Origin of the sequence: Chengkuizengella axinellae, from assembly GCF_030730905.1 — a bacterium.
In the GTDB taxonomy this organism is placed as follows: Bacteria; Bacillota; Bacilli; order Paenibacillales; family KCTC-33759; genus Chengkuizengella; species Chengkuizengella axinellae.
In genome coordinates this window covers 36969-54280 of the sequence record NZ_JAVAMP010000021.1, presented here as the reverse complement: position 1 = coordinate 54280, position 17312 = coordinate 36969, and the positions used below count along the sequence as shown (strand labels likewise).

The window sequence follows — 17312 nt, the reverse complement described above, 5'->3', positions numbered from 1 at the left end:
TTCCAATGCTCTATATGACAAGCATTTTGTTTTGTTTTTGTCGTCTGTCTCATCGGCGACTTTAATAATATAACATGATCACTTTGGATAATGCAAGTACTTTTTTTAAAAAAATGTTTCCACTATTTAGCGGAAACATTTTATACTAAAAACTAGATATTTTTGGTTGTTTATTCGTTTTAAAATCGGTGTCCCCGAAAAGTATTCGATGATTGCTTTCCTGTTCCGCTTCACTTTTTAGGGTATTAAATCCGGGCCCCGAAAAAGTAATAGGACTACTCATCGAAGCATTTGCCTCACTTTTTTGGGTATATTATTTACTTATCTTTCATCGTTGGAAATAACAATACGTCACGTATTGAAGGTGAATTGGTCAGCAACATAACTAGTCTATCAATTCCAATTCCCAAACCACCAGTAGGTGGCATTCCATATTCTAAAGCTCGTACAAAATCATCATCCATCATATGAGCCTCATCATTTCCTTGTTCACGCTCTTTTAACTGAGCTTCAAATCTTTCTCTTTGATCAATAGGGTCATTTAATTCTGTGAATGCATTAGCATGTTCTCTTGCAACAATAAACAATTCGAAACGATCTGTAAATCTAGGATCCTCTTCATTCTTTTTCGCTAGAGGTGAAATCGCCAAAGGATGCCCGTAAATAAACGTAGGCTGAATTAAAGTTTCCTCTACAAACGTTTCAAAAAATTCATTTACGATATGTCCAAATGTCATAGTAGGCTCTACTTTTACATTGTGCTCTTTAGCAAGCTGATGTGCTTCTTCATCTGTCATCTGCACACTGAAATCTATACCTACCACATCTTTAATCGCATCTACCATCGAGACTCGTTTCCAAGGAGAACCTAGATCAACCTTGGTTCCTTGATAATCCACTACTTTTGTTCCTAAAACTTGTTCAGCAACATATCCTATCACATTTTCAGTAAGTTCCATTATATCTTCAAAGTTTGCATAAGCCTCATAAAGTTCAAGCATAGTAAACTCAGGGTTATGACGAGTAGAAATCCCTTCATTTCGATATACTCGTCCTATTTCATAGACTTTTTCCATACCACCTACAATCAATCTCTTCAAATGCAGCTCAATCGCAATTCTCATATACAACTGCATGTCCAGTGCATTATGGTGCGTAATAAAAGGACGCGCTGAGGCTCCTCCTGCGATGGTATGGAGTGTAGGAGTTTCCACTTCTAAAAATTCTTTTTGGTTTAAATATTCGCGTATAGATTGAATGATTTTTGAGCGTAAAATAAATGTGTCTTGGACATCCTGATTCATAATTAAATCAACATATCTTTGACGATATCTTAATTCCACATCTTTCAATCCGTGAAATTTTTCGGGTAATGGGTACAGGGATTTGGAAAGAACAGTAACTTCCGTTGCTTTAACAGATGTCTCTCCTGTTTTGGTTTTAAAAACATAACCCTTTACACCAACGATATCCCCTATATCCAACATTTTATAAGCTTCAAACTGTTTTTCATCCACTGTGTCTTTACGAACATAAATCTGGATTTTTCCTGAAATATCTTGAATATGAGCAAAACCCGCTTTACCCATACCACGTTTTTGCATGATACGACCTGCAATGATGACTTCTATATTTTTTTCTTGTAAATCCTCTTTTGAATACTCAGAATATTCAGAAATAATTTCATTTGATGTATGCGTACGTTCAAACTTTGCACCAAATGGATCTATTCCTAATCCTCTAAGCTCATCTAATTTATTGCGTCGTATCTGTAGTAACTCATTTAGTTCTAATTCCTGGCTCACTTAAAACTCCACTCCTTTAGTTTCACTAATTAAACAAAAAAGCTTCCAGAGGAAGCAATTGTCGGAAGCTATTTTGTAAATGAGATATAACGAATAATAAACTATTTCATGATATCAATGATTTCATATTGAATCACGCCAGCAGGTACATTTACATCAACAACAGATCCTTTTTCTTTACCAAGTATAGCTTTTCCTACAGGGCTTTCATTGGAAATTTTATTTTGAGATGGATCAGATTCTGCTGTACCAACGATTGAATATTCAACCTCATCACCAAACTCAATATCCTTTAAAACTACACGAGAACCGATATTTACTTTATCAGTACCTACTTCATCGTTGTTGATAATACGTGCATTACGAAGCATTTTTTCCAATGTAATAACGCGACCCTCAATAAAAGCCTGCTCGTTCTTCGCGTCCTCATATTCTGAGTTCTCACTAATATCACCGTATCCGATAGCTACTTTAATTCTTTCTGCAACTTCTCTACGTTTTACGGATTTTAAATTTTCTAATTCGTCCTCAAGCTTTTTCAAACCATCCGGGGTTAGAATTACTTCTTTTTCAGACATACTGAAATCTCCTGTCATTTAAGTATTTCCATATCTGCAGCTCCACAAATATGAATTGCTCTATTTTAATATATTAAAGTTTCAGACCATGATGACAGATTCATGATGACTCTTTAACTAAGGTGTTACTTATCAATTCTAATGGTTGATTATATTGCAACGATGTGCAAATGTCAATAAACGGATTGTTCTTTATTAAGAATTCTAATGAATTGCAACAGAATTGTCTGCATTTTCACTTCTTTGCTCTTGAAAATCAACAAAATTGTGTAAAATACTCTCCATACCGTCTCTTGTTGTCTCCGTCATAATTTGATCTTTGACCTTAGCAGAGCCACGCAAACCTTTTAAATACCAAGCCATATGTTTACGCATTTCCCTTACCGCCACATTCTCACCCTTTAGATCAACTAAACGATCCAAATGCAGCATGGCAATCCGCATTTTTTCTTTTAATTCAGGTTCAGGCAGCAGTTCACCATTCGTTAAATACTCGATTGTTCGATAAAGCATCCATGGATTACCCAAAGCTGCTCTTCCGATCATAACCCCATCACATCCAGTATAGTCAAGTAATTGTTTTGCATCTTCGGGAGTAAATACATCTCCGTTTCCAATGACAGGGATATTTACAGATTGTTTAACCTCTTTAATAATATCCCAATTTGCTTTACCAGTATACAACTGCTGTCTTGTACGGCCGTGAACTGCTACAGCTTTTCCACCTGCATGTTCTACTGCTTGCGCATTTTTCACAGCATAAATATGCTCATCATCCCAACCCATTCTCATCTTCACAGTCACGGGTTTGGAAACAGCATCGACTACAGCAGAAACCATTTCCTCTATTTTCGATGGGTCTAAAAGCCACTTTGCACCAGCATCACACTTTGTAATTTTGGGAACTGGACACCCCATATTAATGTCTATAATATCTGCATTCGTGTTTTGATCCACTACTTTTGCAGCTTCAACCAGTGAATGTTTATCTCCACCGAATATCTGCAAGCTAAGTGGCTTTTCTCTTTCATCTACAAACAACATCTGCATAGTTCTTTCGTTTCCATGTAATATAGCCTTATCGCTAACCATCTCGGCACAAACCAACCCACATCCGAACTCTTTTGCTATTAATCGAAATGCGGGATTACATACCCCAGCCATTGGAGCTAGCACCACATTGTTTTTAGTTTGAATATTCCCTATTTGCAACATGACTTTTATTCCTTTCAATTCAATCTTGATTTTTTAATTCTGCAGGATCAATATTAAGTGTTTCTGAAATCAATTGGATTGTTTTTTCATCAGGTTTAACTGAGCCTCGTTCAATTGAACCTAGTTTACTTATCGAAATGCCCATTTTTAGTGCTAGTTCATTTTGTGTATATCCCTTTAATTTTCTAAAAGCTCTAATTCGCTGAGCCACTCGGTTCTTTTCCAAATCCTTACTCCTTCTTCTTGACCTTCAACCTCTAATAATCTTGCTACTCTGCTTTGGATGCTTTCCCTTTTTTCATCTTGAATGACATCCAATAATGGAATTAAAACAAACAACCTTTCATTCATACGCGGATGAGGAATAATAAGTTTATCCGTATTTAATTGAATATCTTCAAACAATAATAAATCCAAGTCTATTGTTCTCGGCCCCCAGTGTATTTCTCTTTGCCTCAATAAAGACTTTTCAATTTCAGCTAACTGATGCAGCAGTGCTTCAGGTGAATAAGTTGTTTCAATTTCTACTACCATATTTAAAAAAGCGTCCTGATCTGTATACCCAACAGGATCTGTTTCATATATATTTGAACAACTCTTTACTTTTGTATTACTATGGTTTAATAGTTCTACTGCATTTTTCAAATAGCTTTCTCGCTCGCCTATATTTGAACCTAATCCTATGTATGCAATGCTTTTTTTAATATTTTCAATCATATTTACACACTCTTTCGATGAATTTCTACAGCAACACCTGAAAAATGAATATCAAAAGGCGGATTAGGCTTTGTCACCTTAACCGTGATTTCATTGATCTTAGTATAAGTTTTCAACAGAGTGGATGCAATCTTTTCTGCTAAGGTTTCAATAAGTTCATAAGATTGCTGCTCCATGATTTTTTTTATAACCTCATATACTTCAGCATAATTAATGGTTTCATTTAAATCGTCACTTTTCCCAGCAGATGCTAAAGGAAGGTACAGAACAGTATCTACAGTAAATTTTTGTCCTAATTTTCTTTCTTCAGGGAAAACACCATGGTACCCGTAAAATTCCATTTTTTCCATTATGATTTTATCCAATATTTACAGCTCCTTTACTCCGTCTTTGATAACATAGCATCTGTCATAGCAGTGATTCTTTTCATTGCTTTAATATCATGAACACGTACGATTTGGCAACCTTGCATCATGCCATAAACAACTGTAGCTGCCGTTCCCTCTATGACATCATTAGCCGGCAACTCAAGGACATTGCGTATCATGGATTTTCTAGATGTTCCGAGCAGGACAGGATATCCCATTGCAACGACATCACTGAGATAATTCATTAATATCAAGTTCTCATCAGGGGTTTTCGCAAAACCAATTCCTGGATCCAAAATGATCTGCTCATTATTTATTCCAGCTTGATGAGCAATGTTTATACTTTCCTGTAAATCTGATATGACATCTTGAATGAAATGATGATATCCCTTTTGTATTCGATTGTGCATGATTACAACAGGGCACTGATATTCGGCAATGACGGATGCCATATTCCGATCTTTTTTTAATCCCCACACATCATTTACAATATGCGCCCCAGCTTTTAAAGCTTGCTTAGCAACCTCTGCTTTATAAGTATCTATTGAAATAGGAACCTTAACGGCTTCTTTAAGCGCTTCTATGATTGGAATCACTCGCTGAAGTTCTTCTTCTAAAGGGACCGTCTCAGCACCTGGCCTTGTAGATTCTCCACCCACATCAATGATATCCGCTCCTTCTTCTATCATCTTTAAAGCTCTTGTTACTGCTGTTTCCTTATCAACATATTTTCCTCCGTCTGAAAACGAATCAGGAGTTACGTTTAAGATACCCATGATTAACGTTTTTTCACCAATCGTTATGAAGCTTTTGCCACATTTTAAACGACGGGCAGCAATAGGTTTAGATCTTGATATAAATTGATTTTGCCTCATTCGTATCCTCCTGTAGCCATTCTGTAGTCTTTAATCCATTCTTTAGTTTTGGACCCTGCTTGTCCTGAACCTACTTTGATCTCATTCCCATTCAAATCATACAACGTAGTAATGGGAACAATTTCTTGAATAGAATTGGTGATGAATATCTCATCAGCTGAAATCAGATCTTCCCATTTAAAATGACCCTCTATAACCTCTATACCTAACTTTCTTAGCTTTGATATTATGTTTGCTCTTGTTACTCCAGGTAAAATCCCTGTATCGATGGACGGGGTATATGAAACTTGATCCTTAACGAAAAAGAGATTACTTACTATTCCTTCTGCTAAAAAACCTTCTGAGGTTAAAAATAAACCTTCTGCCGTTTTATCTTGCGCAGTTTCATTGATTTCTTTTTTTCCTAGGATATTATTCATATAATGAAGCGATTTCAAACGAATGCCAGACTCAGGTGTATTCCGGGGTATGTTTAATAGCTGAATTGCTTTACCATTTTCATATAAATTGTCGTTAGGTGCAGAAAGGGATTTTACATATATAATCTCATTGTATGTATCATAAGAATTCACAGGCAAACCTACATGACCTACTCCGGCGGTAACTGTATAACGTATATATCCTTCTTTCAAATTGTTGCTCATAAGCAGCACTTTTATTTGTTGTAAAACACGTTTTTTATCATATTCCCATTTCAAACCAATCATACTACAGCTTTCTTTCAATCTTCTCAGATGTTCTTCAAGTAAAAACGGGTTTCCATTATAAGTACGAAACGTCTCAAACAACCCCATACCGTAAAGAAAACCGTGATCAAATATAGATATCACGGCCTCTTTCTCATCTACAATTTTTCCATTTATACTAACTTTCATTTCTGTTCTCTCTTTGCATTGGTATGGGAAATAAAATTTCTTAACAATTGTAGACCATGATCTGTAATGATAGACTCTGGATGAAACTGAACACCTTCGATATTGTATTCTTTGTGTCTTAATCCCATGATTTCTCCTGCTTCTGTCTCCGCACTTATTTCCAGGCAATCTGGAAGTGTATCTCTACGAACGATCAATGAATGGTATCTAGTGGCGGTATATGGTGATGGAATGTTCTCAAAGATCGTTTTACCGTCATGAAAAATAGATGAGGCTTTCCCGTGCATAAGCTTTTCAGCTCTAACGACATCTCCTCCAAAAACTTGTCCAATCGCTTGATGACCTAAACATACTCCCATTATAGGAATTTCACCTTTAAAACGATCAATTAAACTTAAACTGATACCCGCTTCATTAGGAGTACAAGGACCTGGGGAAATCAAAATATGATCTGGCTGCATTTCCTCTATTTTTGAAAGTTCAATTTCATCATTCCGATGAACTACCACCTCTTGTCCAATCTCACCCAAATACTGCACCAAATTGTAAGTGAAAGAATCATAGTTATCAATAACAAGTATCACTTTACAAACCTCCTTTACACCTGATGAATTAATTCACTGTATTGTATCGCTTTCCATAATGCTTTGGCTTTATTTAAACTTTCCTTATATTCTCTGTACGGGTCAGAATCGATGACAATTCCAGCCCCAGCCTGAATGTATCCGATCTGATCTTTAACAACAAGTGTACGTATAATAATATTAAATTCCATATTCCCGTTATAGTCAATCCAGCCTATAGAACCTGTATAAGGACCTCTTCTTACAGGTTCTAATTCTTCAATGATCTCCATCGTCCGAATCTTAGGAGCACCAGTGATCGTTCCTCCTGGAAAAGTTGCCGCTATAACATCATAGGTATCCTTGCCTTCTGCTAACTTTCCTTGAACCTCTGAAACAAGATGCATGACATGTGAATAGTATTCTATCTCCATAAAATCTTTCACTTTAACCGTGCCAAATGTAGAAATTCGACCAAGATCATTTCTTTCTAAATCCACTAACATAACATGCTCTGCACGTTCTTTTTCATTCATAATTAATTCTTCAGCAAGTTTTTTGTCTTCCGAATCTGTTATTCCTCTGCGTCTTGTCCCAGCAATGGGTCTTGTACTGACAATGCCGTCCTCAACTTTAACTAATAATTCTGGAGAAGCAGAAACAAGATGAAACTCAGGACATTTCATATAACTCATATATGGTGAAGGATTTAAAATACGCAGCCACTCATAAAGTTCTTCAGGTGAACTGTTAATCCTCCTGCTTTGCCGTAGAGATAAATTCACTTGAAAGATATCACCTTGAGCAATATACTCTTGAATTCTCTTTACTGCATCCATGTAGTCTTTTTTTGCAAAAGCCTTCTCAACTCCGGCAATAGACTCAACATCAATATGGAGCTGCTCTTCTCCAACTGATGCTGCATAGATCTCTTTTCTTTGTTTGGCAGGTTCATTTTCTTGACTTGTAATGATATCGTCCCAGACTTTTTTCATCTGTTGAACTTTTTCTGAAGCATTTTGATAAATAGTTCGGAGGATGTCCTCATTAACAAAAGATGTTGATATTGGAGTGTGAACTGCGCAATACAAACATTCATTCTTTTGATCTATAATCCATAATTCGTCCATCATCATAAAATAATAATCTGGAAGTTCTAGGTCTTCTTCTGATAGATTTGGTATTTTTTCAATAGACCGAATTACATCATAACTCCAATAACCAACACAACCGCCTATAAATTTAGGTGCATCCTTTACTTTAGGAGAAACATAATCCTTCATCCAATTTTTCACTAAATCTAAAGGCTTTCCTTGGACATGGATTGTTTTATTGTTTTGATCTGAAATGACACCTTTTTGATCTTTACCGTATATAGTTGAAAAAGGACGTAAACCTAAGAAGGTATAATTCCCTGTTTTACCGCTTTCTAATACAAAAGCATAATCTGAAGAACTCTCCCAAGCTTTTTCCCAAGATAACACTTCGATGTTTGCTAAAGGAAACGCTTGTACATAGGGAAGCATCGTATATTCGCTTTTCCACTGTTTCCATTGCTCTAAAGAGGTTAAAATCACGTCTAATCCCCCCGAGTTTGTTCATTTTATTTAACTCATAATGATACTTAAGTATATCTGAATTAAATAAAAATAAAAAGTCCTTCTTGTGAAGGACTCATTTTTGTTAAAGTAATTTTATAATATCAGAGATAAAAGAAATGATATAACAATTTCAATTCACTTATTCAAATTGGTATAGAGGTGTGCTTAGGTAACGCTCCCCATTACTTGGAACAACCGCTACAACTCTTTTTCCTTTTCCAAGTTTTTTAGCAACTTGAAGCGCTGCAAAAATCGCTGCTCCAGAAGAAATACCACCTAGGATACCTTCAGCTTTAGCTACTTCACGAGAAGTTTCAAACGCTTGCTCATTTTCTACAGTAATCACTTCATCAAAAATATCTGTGTTTAAAATTTCTGGAACAAAGCCTGCTCCAATTCCTTGGATTTTGTGAGGTCCTGGTTTACCGCCAGAAAGAATTGGTGAAGCTGCCGGTTCAACAGCAAATACTTTTACATCTGAGAAGTTTTCCTTCAATACTTGACCAGCACCTGTAATCGTTCCGCCAGTTCCAATACCAGAAATAAATGCATCCAATTGACCATCTAGAGAATTAATAGCTTCTACAATTTCTGGACCTGTTGTTTCAATATGAACTTCAACATTAGCTTGGTTGTTAAACTGCTGTGGCATAAAGTAGTTTGGATTCTCAGCTTGAATTTCTTCAGCACGTTTGATCGCGCCTTTCATTCCTTCTGGTCCAGGAGTAAGAACTAATTCAGCTCCATAAGCACGCAATAAATTACGTCTTTCCATACTCATTGTTTCAGGCATCACAAGGATTGCTTTATATCCCTTTGCTGCTGCTACCATTGCTAAACCAATACCCGTGTTTCCACTTGTTGGTTCAATAATTGTATCCCCTGCTTTTAATTTCCCTTCTTTTTCAGCAGATTCAATCATATTGATTGCAATACGATCCTTTACACTCGCTCCTGGGTTTTGGAATTCTAACTTTACATATACTTCTGCACTATCTTCAGGAACAACTCGGTTTAAACGAACTAAAGGCGTGTTCCCGATTACTTCTGTAATATTATTTACAATTTTAGACATTGTAGTCCCTCCCGGTTTTTATAAATATTTATATTTAAAATGTTATTTCCGACTAAATTAGTGGGTTTTATAAGATAATAGTACCAATTCACTTTGTAAATGTCAATATCAACTAAAGTTTTTTGAAACTAATTTTTTCAATTCTTCTCCATTAAATTGGTATTTCTCATTGCAAAAGTGACAAACGACCTCTGCTTGCTGATCTTCTTCTATTATTTTATTTAGCTCTTCTTCACCTAGACTGACTAATGTCCCTTCCACTTTTTCCCTGCTGCAATGACATTTAAATTTTACATCCATTTGATCCAAAATTTGAACTGAGGGAAGGATTTCTTGCAAAATTTGCTCTAATGATTTATTCTCTTCCAACAATTCTGTCATAGGTTTTATTTGACCTAGCTTTTGCTCAATCTCAGTAATTTCATCGTCACTTAACCCTGGGAGCAATTGAATAACAAACCCACCAGCTACTTTAACAGACATTTCTTTTTCCACTAGTACACCTACAGAAACAGCTGAAGGAGTTTGTTCTGACTTAGCAAAATAATAAGTGAAATCCTCACCTAATTCTCCAGATATTATAGGAATACTGCCTCTATATGGCTCCTTCATCCCTAAATCCTTAGTTACAAAAATGCTGCCTTCTCTTCCAACAGCACCGGCTACATCAAGTTTGTTTTGAGCATTGCTTGGCATTTGAACTTGGGGATGGTCTGCATAAGCACGCACTTCTCCATGAGCATTTGCATCCACAACGATTTGACCCATAGGGCCATTCCCCTTAATTTGAATCGTTAATTTTTCTTCGTTTTTTAACATTGCACCCATAATGACTCCTACAGTAGCAGCTCTTCCTAATGCCGCCGTAGCAGTGGGCCAAGACTCTTGTCTTTGTCGTATCTCTTCTACAAGTTCAGTAGTATTCACAGCAAATGCACGTACTTTACCGTCCATAGCTGTGCCACGAATTAGATAATCATTCATTATGTTCATTCCTCCTAAGATGATGTTTGATTACGTTCATAAATAATGCGCAAGCCCTCTAGAGTCAATAAAGAATTGATAGATCGGATCGTTTTCGATTCATTGGATATTAATTCAGCCAAGCCACCAGTAGCAATAATATTTGGTTTAGTGCTAAATTCCTCTTGAATTCTCTCCACTATTCCATCAACTTGTCCAGCATAACCAAAAACGATACCAGCTTGCATAGAGGTCACCATATTTCGCCCAACAACATGTTTAGGTTTAACTAACTCAATTCTAGGTAGTTTAGCTGCCTTTTGATACAAGGCCTCAGTAGATATTCCTATCCCTGGAGCAATGAGTCCTCCTATATATTGCGATTTTTCATCAATATAATCAAAGGTAGTTGCTGTTCCAAAATCAACAATGATAAGGGGCGCACCGTACAACTCAATTCCTGCAACGGCATTTACTATCCGATCTGCACCAACCTCTCTAGGGTTTTCATATCGGATGTTTAACCCTGTTTTAATGCCAGGACCAACAATAAGCGGGGCTTTATTCAAATATTTTGTACATAAAGTTTCCAGTACGTGCATTAAAGGAGGAACAACAGATGAGATGATAATACCTTCGATTTGTTCCTTATGAATATGAGCATGAGAAAATAAATTATGTACCATAATACCGTATTCATCAGCAGTTGCCGAACGATTGGTGCTCAATCTCCAATGATGAAGCAATTTTTTATCCTCAAATAACCCCAATACAATATTGGTGTTTCCAACATCAATCACAAATATCACTGGACAATCACCTTCTTTTCATTTAAATCTAAGCTGATATCTAAATTTTTCACAGAAGTTGTTAATCCGCCTACGGAGATGACGTCTACTCCTGTTAAAGCCACTCCTCGAATTGTTTCAAGCGTAATACCTCCAGAAGCTTCTAAAATAATGTGTGGAGATTTAGCTTTAATTTGATTTACACATGCAGTCAGTGTATCTATAGACATATTATCTAACAGAATAATGTCCGCTGCCAATGCTTCCTCTATTTCAGTCATTTTCTCAATCTCAACTTCAATTTTCATCGTATGCGGAACCTGATTTCTAGCTGCTTCAATCGCCTTTTTAATACTACCTGTTGCCTTAATATGATTGTCTTTAATCATGACAGCATCGTATAAACCCATACGGTGGTTGAAGCCCCCACCCACTTTAACTGCATATTTTTCTAAAACTCGATGCCCTGGAGTTGTTTTTCTTGTATCTACAACTTTAACAGGAATGTTGTTTAATTCTTTTACATACTGATTGGTTTTAGTTGCTATCCCAGACAGTCGCTGCATTAGGTTAAGCGCCAATCTTTCGCCTATCAAGATGTTTCTTGTGTTCCCTTCTACTGTTGCTATAGTGTCGCCTTTATTCAATATGGATCCTTCAACAGCTTGTTCACTAAAAATAATATTGGGATCTACAATTTCAAAGACAAGTTTCGCGATTGGCAAACCAGCCAACATTCCCATTTCTTTAGCATGAATATACCCAATGGATTGATGTTCTGCTGGAATGGTGGAAATGCTTGTCACATCACCAGTACCAATATCCTCTTTAAGCCATGCTTCTATATTCTCCTTTATTCTATCCATACTTCCTTCAATCATTTTCAATACACTCCTCCACTATACCTAGGTCACGATGATGCAGTATATGCTTTCGCCAAACGATCTCATCTCTTTCAGGAAAATCTTCCCTATAGTGTGCCCCACGGCTTTCTTCTCTTATTTTTGCCCCTTCAGCCGTCAGCATGGCACAAGTCAGTAAATTTACAAACTCAAATTCCTCCAACTTGGTAAGTTGTGTTTCAAAGATAGGCAATTGACGTTTTAATTCTATAATCCCTTTTTCAATTCCTTTTAAAGATCTTTTTAAACCTACATATCTCAACATGATCTTTTGCAACTTCAATCGTCTTTCCACCATAGCCTGTGTATTTTGTTTCCGTTCAATCGTTACTTCAATATTTTGCGTGTTTGTTAAAGGACACAGACAATTAATTTGATTTACTATTCTTCTTCCAAAAACAATGGCCTCAGATAAAGAATTACTTGCTAAACGGTTGGCTCCATGTACACCTGTCGATGAGACTTCACCACAAGCAAACAATCTTTTAACCGAGGTTTCACCATTTAGATCTGTCTTCACTCCACCCATCATATAGTGCGCTGCTGGGGCTACTGGAATCCAATCTACCGTTAAATCCAACCCATAGTCTAAACAAAATTGGTAAATTGTAGGGAATCGATGTTTAATTAAATCAGGAGATTCATGGGAAATATCTAAATATACAAATGTAGAATTTGTTTTTGCCATTTCACTCACGATCGCTCTAGCAACTACATCACGCGGTGCCAGCTCAAGTTGTGCATGATATTGATCCATAAAACGATCTCCTTTAATATTCCTTAAAACAGCTCCTTCTCCCCTAACTGCTTCAGAAATTAAAAAACGTGGAGCTCCAGGATAATACAAGGCAGTTGGATGAAATTGAATAAACTCCATGTCTTTTATGAGCGCACCAGCTCTGTAAGCCATTGCCACCCCATCCCCAGTTGCAATAGTTGGGTTTGTAGTATATCTATATAGTTGTCCTGAACCGCCAGTGCACAAAACAACTGCTTTGCCTTGAATAAAAACACGCTCACCATCTGGTTTTTGAACAAGGGCACCGCAGCATTCACCATCATTCGTAATTAAGTCAATTACAAAATGGTCATCCCACATCTCGATATTATCCCTATCTCTGACCTGTTCGGATAAAGCTCGAACAATTTCTGCACCTGTAGCATCTCCGTGTGCATGCAATATACGTCTTCTACTGTGAGCTCCTTCTTTAGTTAGAGCAATTTCTCCATCTTCTTCATCAAACTGAGTTCCTAATCTCATTAAGTCCTTTACACCATCTGGTCCTTCGTGTACAAGAACATTAACTGAATCTACAGCACATAAACCTGCACCTGCAATTAAAGTGTCTTGTCTGTGATAAGCCGGGGAGTCCTTCTCTGTCATCACAGCTGCAATTCCACCTTGTGCATAACGAGTGTTACTGTCTAATAATGTTTTTTTCGTAATCATGATAACATCATTCTCTTTGCTTGCCTTTATTGCTGTGAATAAACCAGCAATACCCGAGCCAATCACGATCACATCTGTATGTATTTGTGGCAATTCTTTTAAAGAAAAATCAACTAAATATTGAGGTATCAATTTTTATCACCTGTTCTTTTCATATAGATTAACGCATAACAAAAAATCCTGCCAGAATCCCTGAAAGATCTTGTGCAATACCTATTTCTGATTCTGGGGTGTCCCCGAAAAGTAGTTATAAAAAGAAACCCACAAAAGTGAAGTAAAGCGTTGTAAATTAAACTTTTACTTTTGCGGGAAAGCCATCATAAAAATGGACTATTATTTAACTTGAAGCATGCGCTCTAATGATAATTTTGCTTTTTCTGAAATATGAGGCGGAACATAAATTTGTGGTTTCATATCCTCTAAACAGCGAACTAATTTTTTCAAATTATTCACTTTCATATTGGGGCAAACAAGAAACTTCGTAGCAAAATGAAATTTCTTATCTGGACTATCTAATCGAAGCTGATAACCGGTTCCATCCTCTGTACCAACAATAAACTCCTGACAATCTGATTCTTTACAATATTTTAAAATACCCGTTGTACTTCCCACGAAATCAGCCATTTCTACAACTTCTGGTCTACATTCTGGATGGACAACAAATTCTGCATCAGGGTATTTGGCTTTCATTTCCTCTACATCTTTTACAGTTAACATATCGTGAGTGTTGCAATAACCTTCCCAAAGTATCATGTTTTTATCTGTAAACTGTGATACATAATGACCTAAATTTTTATCCGGTACCCATATAATTTCATCCGTATCTAAAGATTGAATCACTTTTACAGCATTTGCAGATGTACAGCAAATATCTGTTTCAGCTTTAATTTCTGCTGATGAATTAATATAGGTTACTACAGTTGCATTAGGATGCTTCTGTTTTAATTCTCGCAACCCCTCAACATTCACCATGTCAGCCATCGGACAACCCGCTCTTTCATCAGGTATGATGACCGTTTTATCAGGAGCTAAAATTTTTGCACTTTCTCCCATAAAATGAACACCACAAAAAACAATGACATCTGCATCTGTTTCAGCCGCTTTTTGAGCTAGCAAAAATGAGTCTCCACGAAAATCTGCTACTTCTTGTATTTCATCTCTTTGATAATAATGTGCTAATATGATTGCATTTCTTTCCTTTTTAAGTTCAAGCAGCCTTTCTTTTAACTGTTGATTGCGTTCTGCCTTTCTTTCTAAAGCCAACGCTTCCATTCACATACACCCCTCTATATGACTTTGTGAAAAAATGAACAAATAAATGCGAGCATTTTACTTAAATTTATTATGTTTAAAACCATGTTACTTTACTAAATCAAATTTTACAACTAATTTACACAACCTGAATCGTTGTGTCAACAATAAATAAGAAATAAAAAAATCCGGGAGTGTTTAAAACACTCTCGGATTTTGATCTTAACTTCTATATTAGAACGTGCATCTTATGACTTTTCATCATCTTTTTTATCAAATTTCAGTTTATTGGAATCGTCCTGACCATCTTGTTTTTGAATGTTTACTTTTACATCTTCCTCATTCTCTTGAGGGTTTGTTTTAACAGGATCTGTTTTACTATCTCCTGGTTTGATCTCTAGGATCTTTCCTTCTTCAATAATTTCTGTAATTTGATCTTTATCTAAAGTTTCTAGATTTAACAAAGATTTAGCAATAAGATGAACTTCTTTTTCATGCTTGCTTAAAATTTCTTTCGCTTGATCATAACGACTTTGAATCATATTCTGCATTTCTTGATCAATTTCATAAGCAATAGCGTCACTATAGTTCTGCTCATGGCCAATATCTCTTCCTAAAAATACCTGTCCTTGAGTCTGACCAAATTGCATCGGACCTAACTTACTCATTCCATATTCCATAACCATTGCTCTAACGATTCCAGTTGCTTTCTTAAAGTCATCATAAGCACCAGTACCGATTTCACCAATGAATAATTCCTCTGCTACCCGTCCACCAAGCAAACCTGTTACTCGATCTAAAAGTTCGCTCTTTGTGTTCAACATGCGGTCTTCCCCATCCTTAGGGATCATCATCGCATAACCACCAGCGCGTCCTCTCGGAACGATTGTAACCTTATGCATAATGTCAGCATTTCTAACAAAATAGCCTATAATAGTGTGTCCTGCTTCATGATAAGCAATCGTGCGTTTTTCTTTGTCACTGATCACACGGCTTTTCTTTTCTGTACCAACAATTACGCGATCAAAAGCTTCATCCAATTCACTCATACTAATATCTTTTCGATTTCTACGAGCTGCAATGAGTGCCGCTTCATTTAATAAATTCTCTAGATCTGCTCCAGTGAAACCTGTAGTATAACGCGCTAGCGTTTCAAGGTTAACATCCTTTGCAATCGGTTTATTACGAGCATGTACCTTTAATACTGCTTCACGACCTTTTACATCAGGGCGATCTACTGTTATTTGTCTATCAAACCGGCCAGGACGTAAAAGTGCTGGATCTAAAATATCCGGTCTGTTCGTAGCTGCAACGATAATAATCCCTTCATTTGCACCGAAACCATCCATCTCAACTAAAAGTTGGTTTAAGGTTTGTTCACGCTCATCGTGTCCTCCCCCAAGACCTGCTCCACGCTGACGACCTACAGCATCAATTTCATCAATGAAAATAATACAAGGTGCATTTTTCTTCGCATTTTCAAATAAATCACGCACACGAGAAGCACCTACACCTACAAACATCTCTACAAAATCGGAACCACTGATGGAAAAGAAAGGAACTCCAGCTTCTCCAGCAACAGCTCTAGCTAACAATGTTTTACCTGTCCCTGGTGGACCAACTAATAATAATCCTTTAGGTATTCTCGCTCCTAAATTAGAAAACTTCCTAGGGTCTTTCAAAAATTCAACGACTTCTACTAGCTCTTGTTTTTCCTCATCTGCACCAGCTACATCATTAAATGTTACCTTTTTCTTTTCATCATTATATAAACGGGCTTTACTTTTTCCAAAGTTCATGACTTTGCCGCCACTGCCCTGAGCTTGATTAAGCAAGAAGAAGAATATGATAAAAATAATGATAAATGGGATAAGCGATGTTAATAACGTGACCCATATGCTTGGCTGTTCCATTGGTTTGAAATCAACGGTTGCTGAGTTCTCAGTCAAAAGCTGATAAAACGAGTCTGTGATCGGACCAAAAACAGTAAAATTCTCAGATCCATTTTCACTAATAGGTTCGAGAAATTTTCCTTCTATTTTTGAAGCGTATCCTTCAAATTGTGTTGATACCTCTTGAATATTATTATTTAATAATTGCTCTTCAAATTGAGTGTAATTCAAAACTTCTACCTGTTCGTTTTGACCACTAATGAATCGAACAATACCAATAATAATTAAAAAGATTAATAAATAAAATCCAGTGTTGCGAATGAATCGATTTTTCATCCCCTACCTCCTCTACAAGCACACTTGTCTATTTTAACATATCCTGACTTTCATTCAC

17 protein-coding genes are annotated in these 17312 nt (G+C 36.5%); all 17 read right to left on the bottom strand.

The features are described from left to right. Positions 1–317: 317 nt before the first annotated feature. On the bottom strand, positions 318–1805 hold the full coding sequence (lysS, locus tag Q5Y73_RS23050; protein WP_305994275.1) for a lysine--tRNA ligase: 1488 nt from the start codon (positions 1803–1805) through the stop codon (positions 318–320). Between the two features lie 101 nt (positions 1806–1906). Then, positions 1907–2383, bottom strand: coding sequence for a transcription elongation factor GreA (gene greA / locus Q5Y73_RS23045; protein WP_305994274.1), 477 nt, complete (start codon positions 2381–2383; stop codon positions 1907–1909). 204 nt (positions 2384–2587) lie between these two features. After that, positions 2588–3598: a tRNA dihydrouridine synthase DusB gene (gene dusB / locus Q5Y73_RS23040; protein ID WP_305994273.1), complete on the bottom strand. Its 1011-nt coding sequence runs from the start codon at positions 3596–3598 to the stop codon at positions 2588–2590. A 19-nt stretch (positions 3599–3617) separates the two neighbouring features. Then, positions 3618–3824 (bottom strand): helix-turn-helix domain-containing protein, encoded by a 207-nt coding sequence (locus Q5Y73_RS23035; RefSeq protein ID WP_305994272.1) that lies wholly within the window; start codon positions 3822–3824, stop codon positions 3618–3620. Continuing rightward, complete coding sequence (gene folK / locus Q5Y73_RS23030; protein WP_305994271.1) at positions 3776–4315, bottom strand: 2-amino-4-hydroxy-6-hydroxymethyldihydropteridine diphosphokinase; 540 nt, start codon at positions 4313–4315, stop codon at positions 3776–3778. Before folK ends, Q5Y73_RS23035 begins: the two co-directional genes overlap by 49 nt. 2 nt (positions 4316–4317) lie before the next feature. Then, positions 4318–4680: a dihydroneopterin aldolase gene (folB, locus tag Q5Y73_RS23025; protein WP_305994270.1), complete on the bottom strand. Its 363-nt coding sequence runs from the start codon at positions 4678–4680 to the stop codon at positions 4318–4320. 14 nt (positions 4681–4694) lie between these two features. Further along, on the bottom strand, positions 4695–5558 hold the full coding sequence (gene folP / locus Q5Y73_RS23020; protein ID WP_371320266.1) for a dihydropteroate synthase: 864 nt from the start codon (positions 5556–5558) through the stop codon (positions 4695–4697). Then, complete coding sequence (gene pabC / locus Q5Y73_RS23015; protein ID WP_305994269.1) at positions 5555–6433, bottom strand: aminodeoxychorismate lyase; 879 nt, start codon at positions 6431–6433, stop codon at positions 5555–5557. The genes folP and pabC overlap by 4 nt, the downstream gene beginning before the upstream one ends. Further along, positions 6430–7017 (bottom strand): aminodeoxychorismate/anthranilate synthase component II, encoded by a 588-nt coding sequence (gene pabA / locus Q5Y73_RS23010; RefSeq protein ID WP_305994268.1) that lies wholly within the window; start codon positions 7015–7017, stop codon positions 6430–6432. Before pabA ends, pabC begins: the two co-directional genes overlap by 4 nt. Before the next feature lie 14 nt (positions 7018–7031). Beyond that, positions 7032–8573, bottom strand: coding sequence for an anthranilate synthase component I family protein (locus tag Q5Y73_RS23005; RefSeq protein WP_305994267.1), 1542 nt, complete (start codon positions 8571–8573; stop codon positions 7032–7034). A 163-nt stretch (positions 8574–8736) separates the two neighbouring features. Continuing rightward, a complete protein-coding gene (cysK, locus tag Q5Y73_RS23000; protein WP_305994266.1) occupies positions 8737–9672 on the bottom strand; it encodes a cysteine synthase A in 936 nt (311 codons plus the stop codon). A gap of 108 nt (positions 9673–9780) precedes the next feature. Then, entirely contained in the window at positions 9781–10665 is an 885-nt protein-coding gene (hslO, locus tag Q5Y73_RS22995) for an Hsp33 family molecular chaperone HslO (protein ID WP_371320265.1), read from the bottom strand. Between the two features lie 5 nt (positions 10666–10670). Beyond that, positions 10671–11444: a type III pantothenate kinase gene (locus Q5Y73_RS22990; RefSeq protein ID WP_305994264.1), complete on the bottom strand. Its 774-nt coding sequence runs from the start codon at positions 11442–11444 to the stop codon at positions 10671–10673. Beyond that, complete coding sequence (gene nadC / locus Q5Y73_RS22985; protein WP_305994280.1) at positions 11441–12304, bottom strand: carboxylating nicotinate-nucleotide diphosphorylase; 864 nt, start codon at positions 12302–12304, stop codon at positions 11441–11443. Before nadC ends, Q5Y73_RS22990 begins: the two co-directional genes overlap by 4 nt. After that, entirely contained in the window at positions 12297–13907 is a 1611-nt protein-coding gene (nadB, locus tag Q5Y73_RS22980; RefSeq protein WP_305994263.1) for an L-aspartate oxidase, read from the bottom strand. The genes nadC and nadB overlap by 8 nt, the downstream gene beginning before the upstream one ends. 201 nt (positions 13908–14108) lie before the next feature. Further along, complete coding sequence (nadA, locus tag Q5Y73_RS22975; RefSeq protein ID WP_305994262.1) at positions 14109–15047, bottom strand: quinolinate synthase NadA; 939 nt, start codon at positions 15045–15047, stop codon at positions 14109–14111. A 227-nt stretch (positions 15048–15274) separates the two neighbouring features. Next, positions 15275–17254, bottom strand: coding sequence for an ATP-dependent zinc metalloprotease FtsH (gene ftsH, locus Q5Y73_RS22970; protein WP_305994261.1), 1980 nt, complete (start codon positions 17252–17254; stop codon positions 15275–15277). Positions 17255–17312: the final 58 nt, after the last annotated feature.

What these genes read in the sequence shown, in the direction of transcription:
- cysK (WP_305994266.1), bottom strand. Translation starts at nt 9,672, where the DNA reads ATGTCTAAAATTGTAAATAATATTACAGAAGTAATCGGGAACACGCCT.
- folK (WP_305994271.1), bottom strand. Translation starts at nt 4,315, where the DNA reads ATGATTGAAAATATTAAAAAAAGCATTGCATACATAGGATTAGGTTCA.
- ftsH (WP_305994261.1), bottom strand. Translation starts at nt 17,254, where the DNA reads ATGAAAAATCGATTCATTCGCAACACTGGATTTTATTTATTAATCTTT.
- folP (WP_371320266.1), bottom strand. Translation starts at nt 5,558, where the DNA reads ATGAGGCAAAATCAATTTATATCAAGATCTAAACCTATTGCTGCCCGT.
- pabC (WP_305994269.1), bottom strand. Translation starts at nt 6,433, where the DNA reads ATGAAAGTTAGTATAAATGGAAAAATTGTAGATGAGAAAGAGGCCGTG.
- greA (WP_305994274.1), bottom strand. Translation starts at nt 2,383, where the DNA reads ATGTCTGAAAAAGAAGTAATTCTAACCCCGGATGGTTTGAAAAAGCTT.
- dusB (WP_305994273.1), bottom strand. Translation starts at nt 3,598, where the DNA reads ATGTTGCAAATAGGGAATATTCAAACTAAAAACAATGTGGTGCTAGCT.
- hslO (WP_371320265.1), bottom strand. Translation starts at nt 10,665, where the DNA reads ATGAACATAATGAATGATTATCTAATTCGTGGCACAGCTATGGACGGT.
- nadA (WP_305994262.1), bottom strand. Translation starts at nt 15,047, where the DNA reads ATGGAAGCGTTGGCTTTAGAAAGAAAGGCAGAACGCAATCAACAGTTA.
- nadC (WP_305994280.1), bottom strand. Translation starts at nt 12,304, where the DNA reads ATGATTGAAGGAAGTATGGATAGAATAAAGGAGAATATAGAAGCATGG.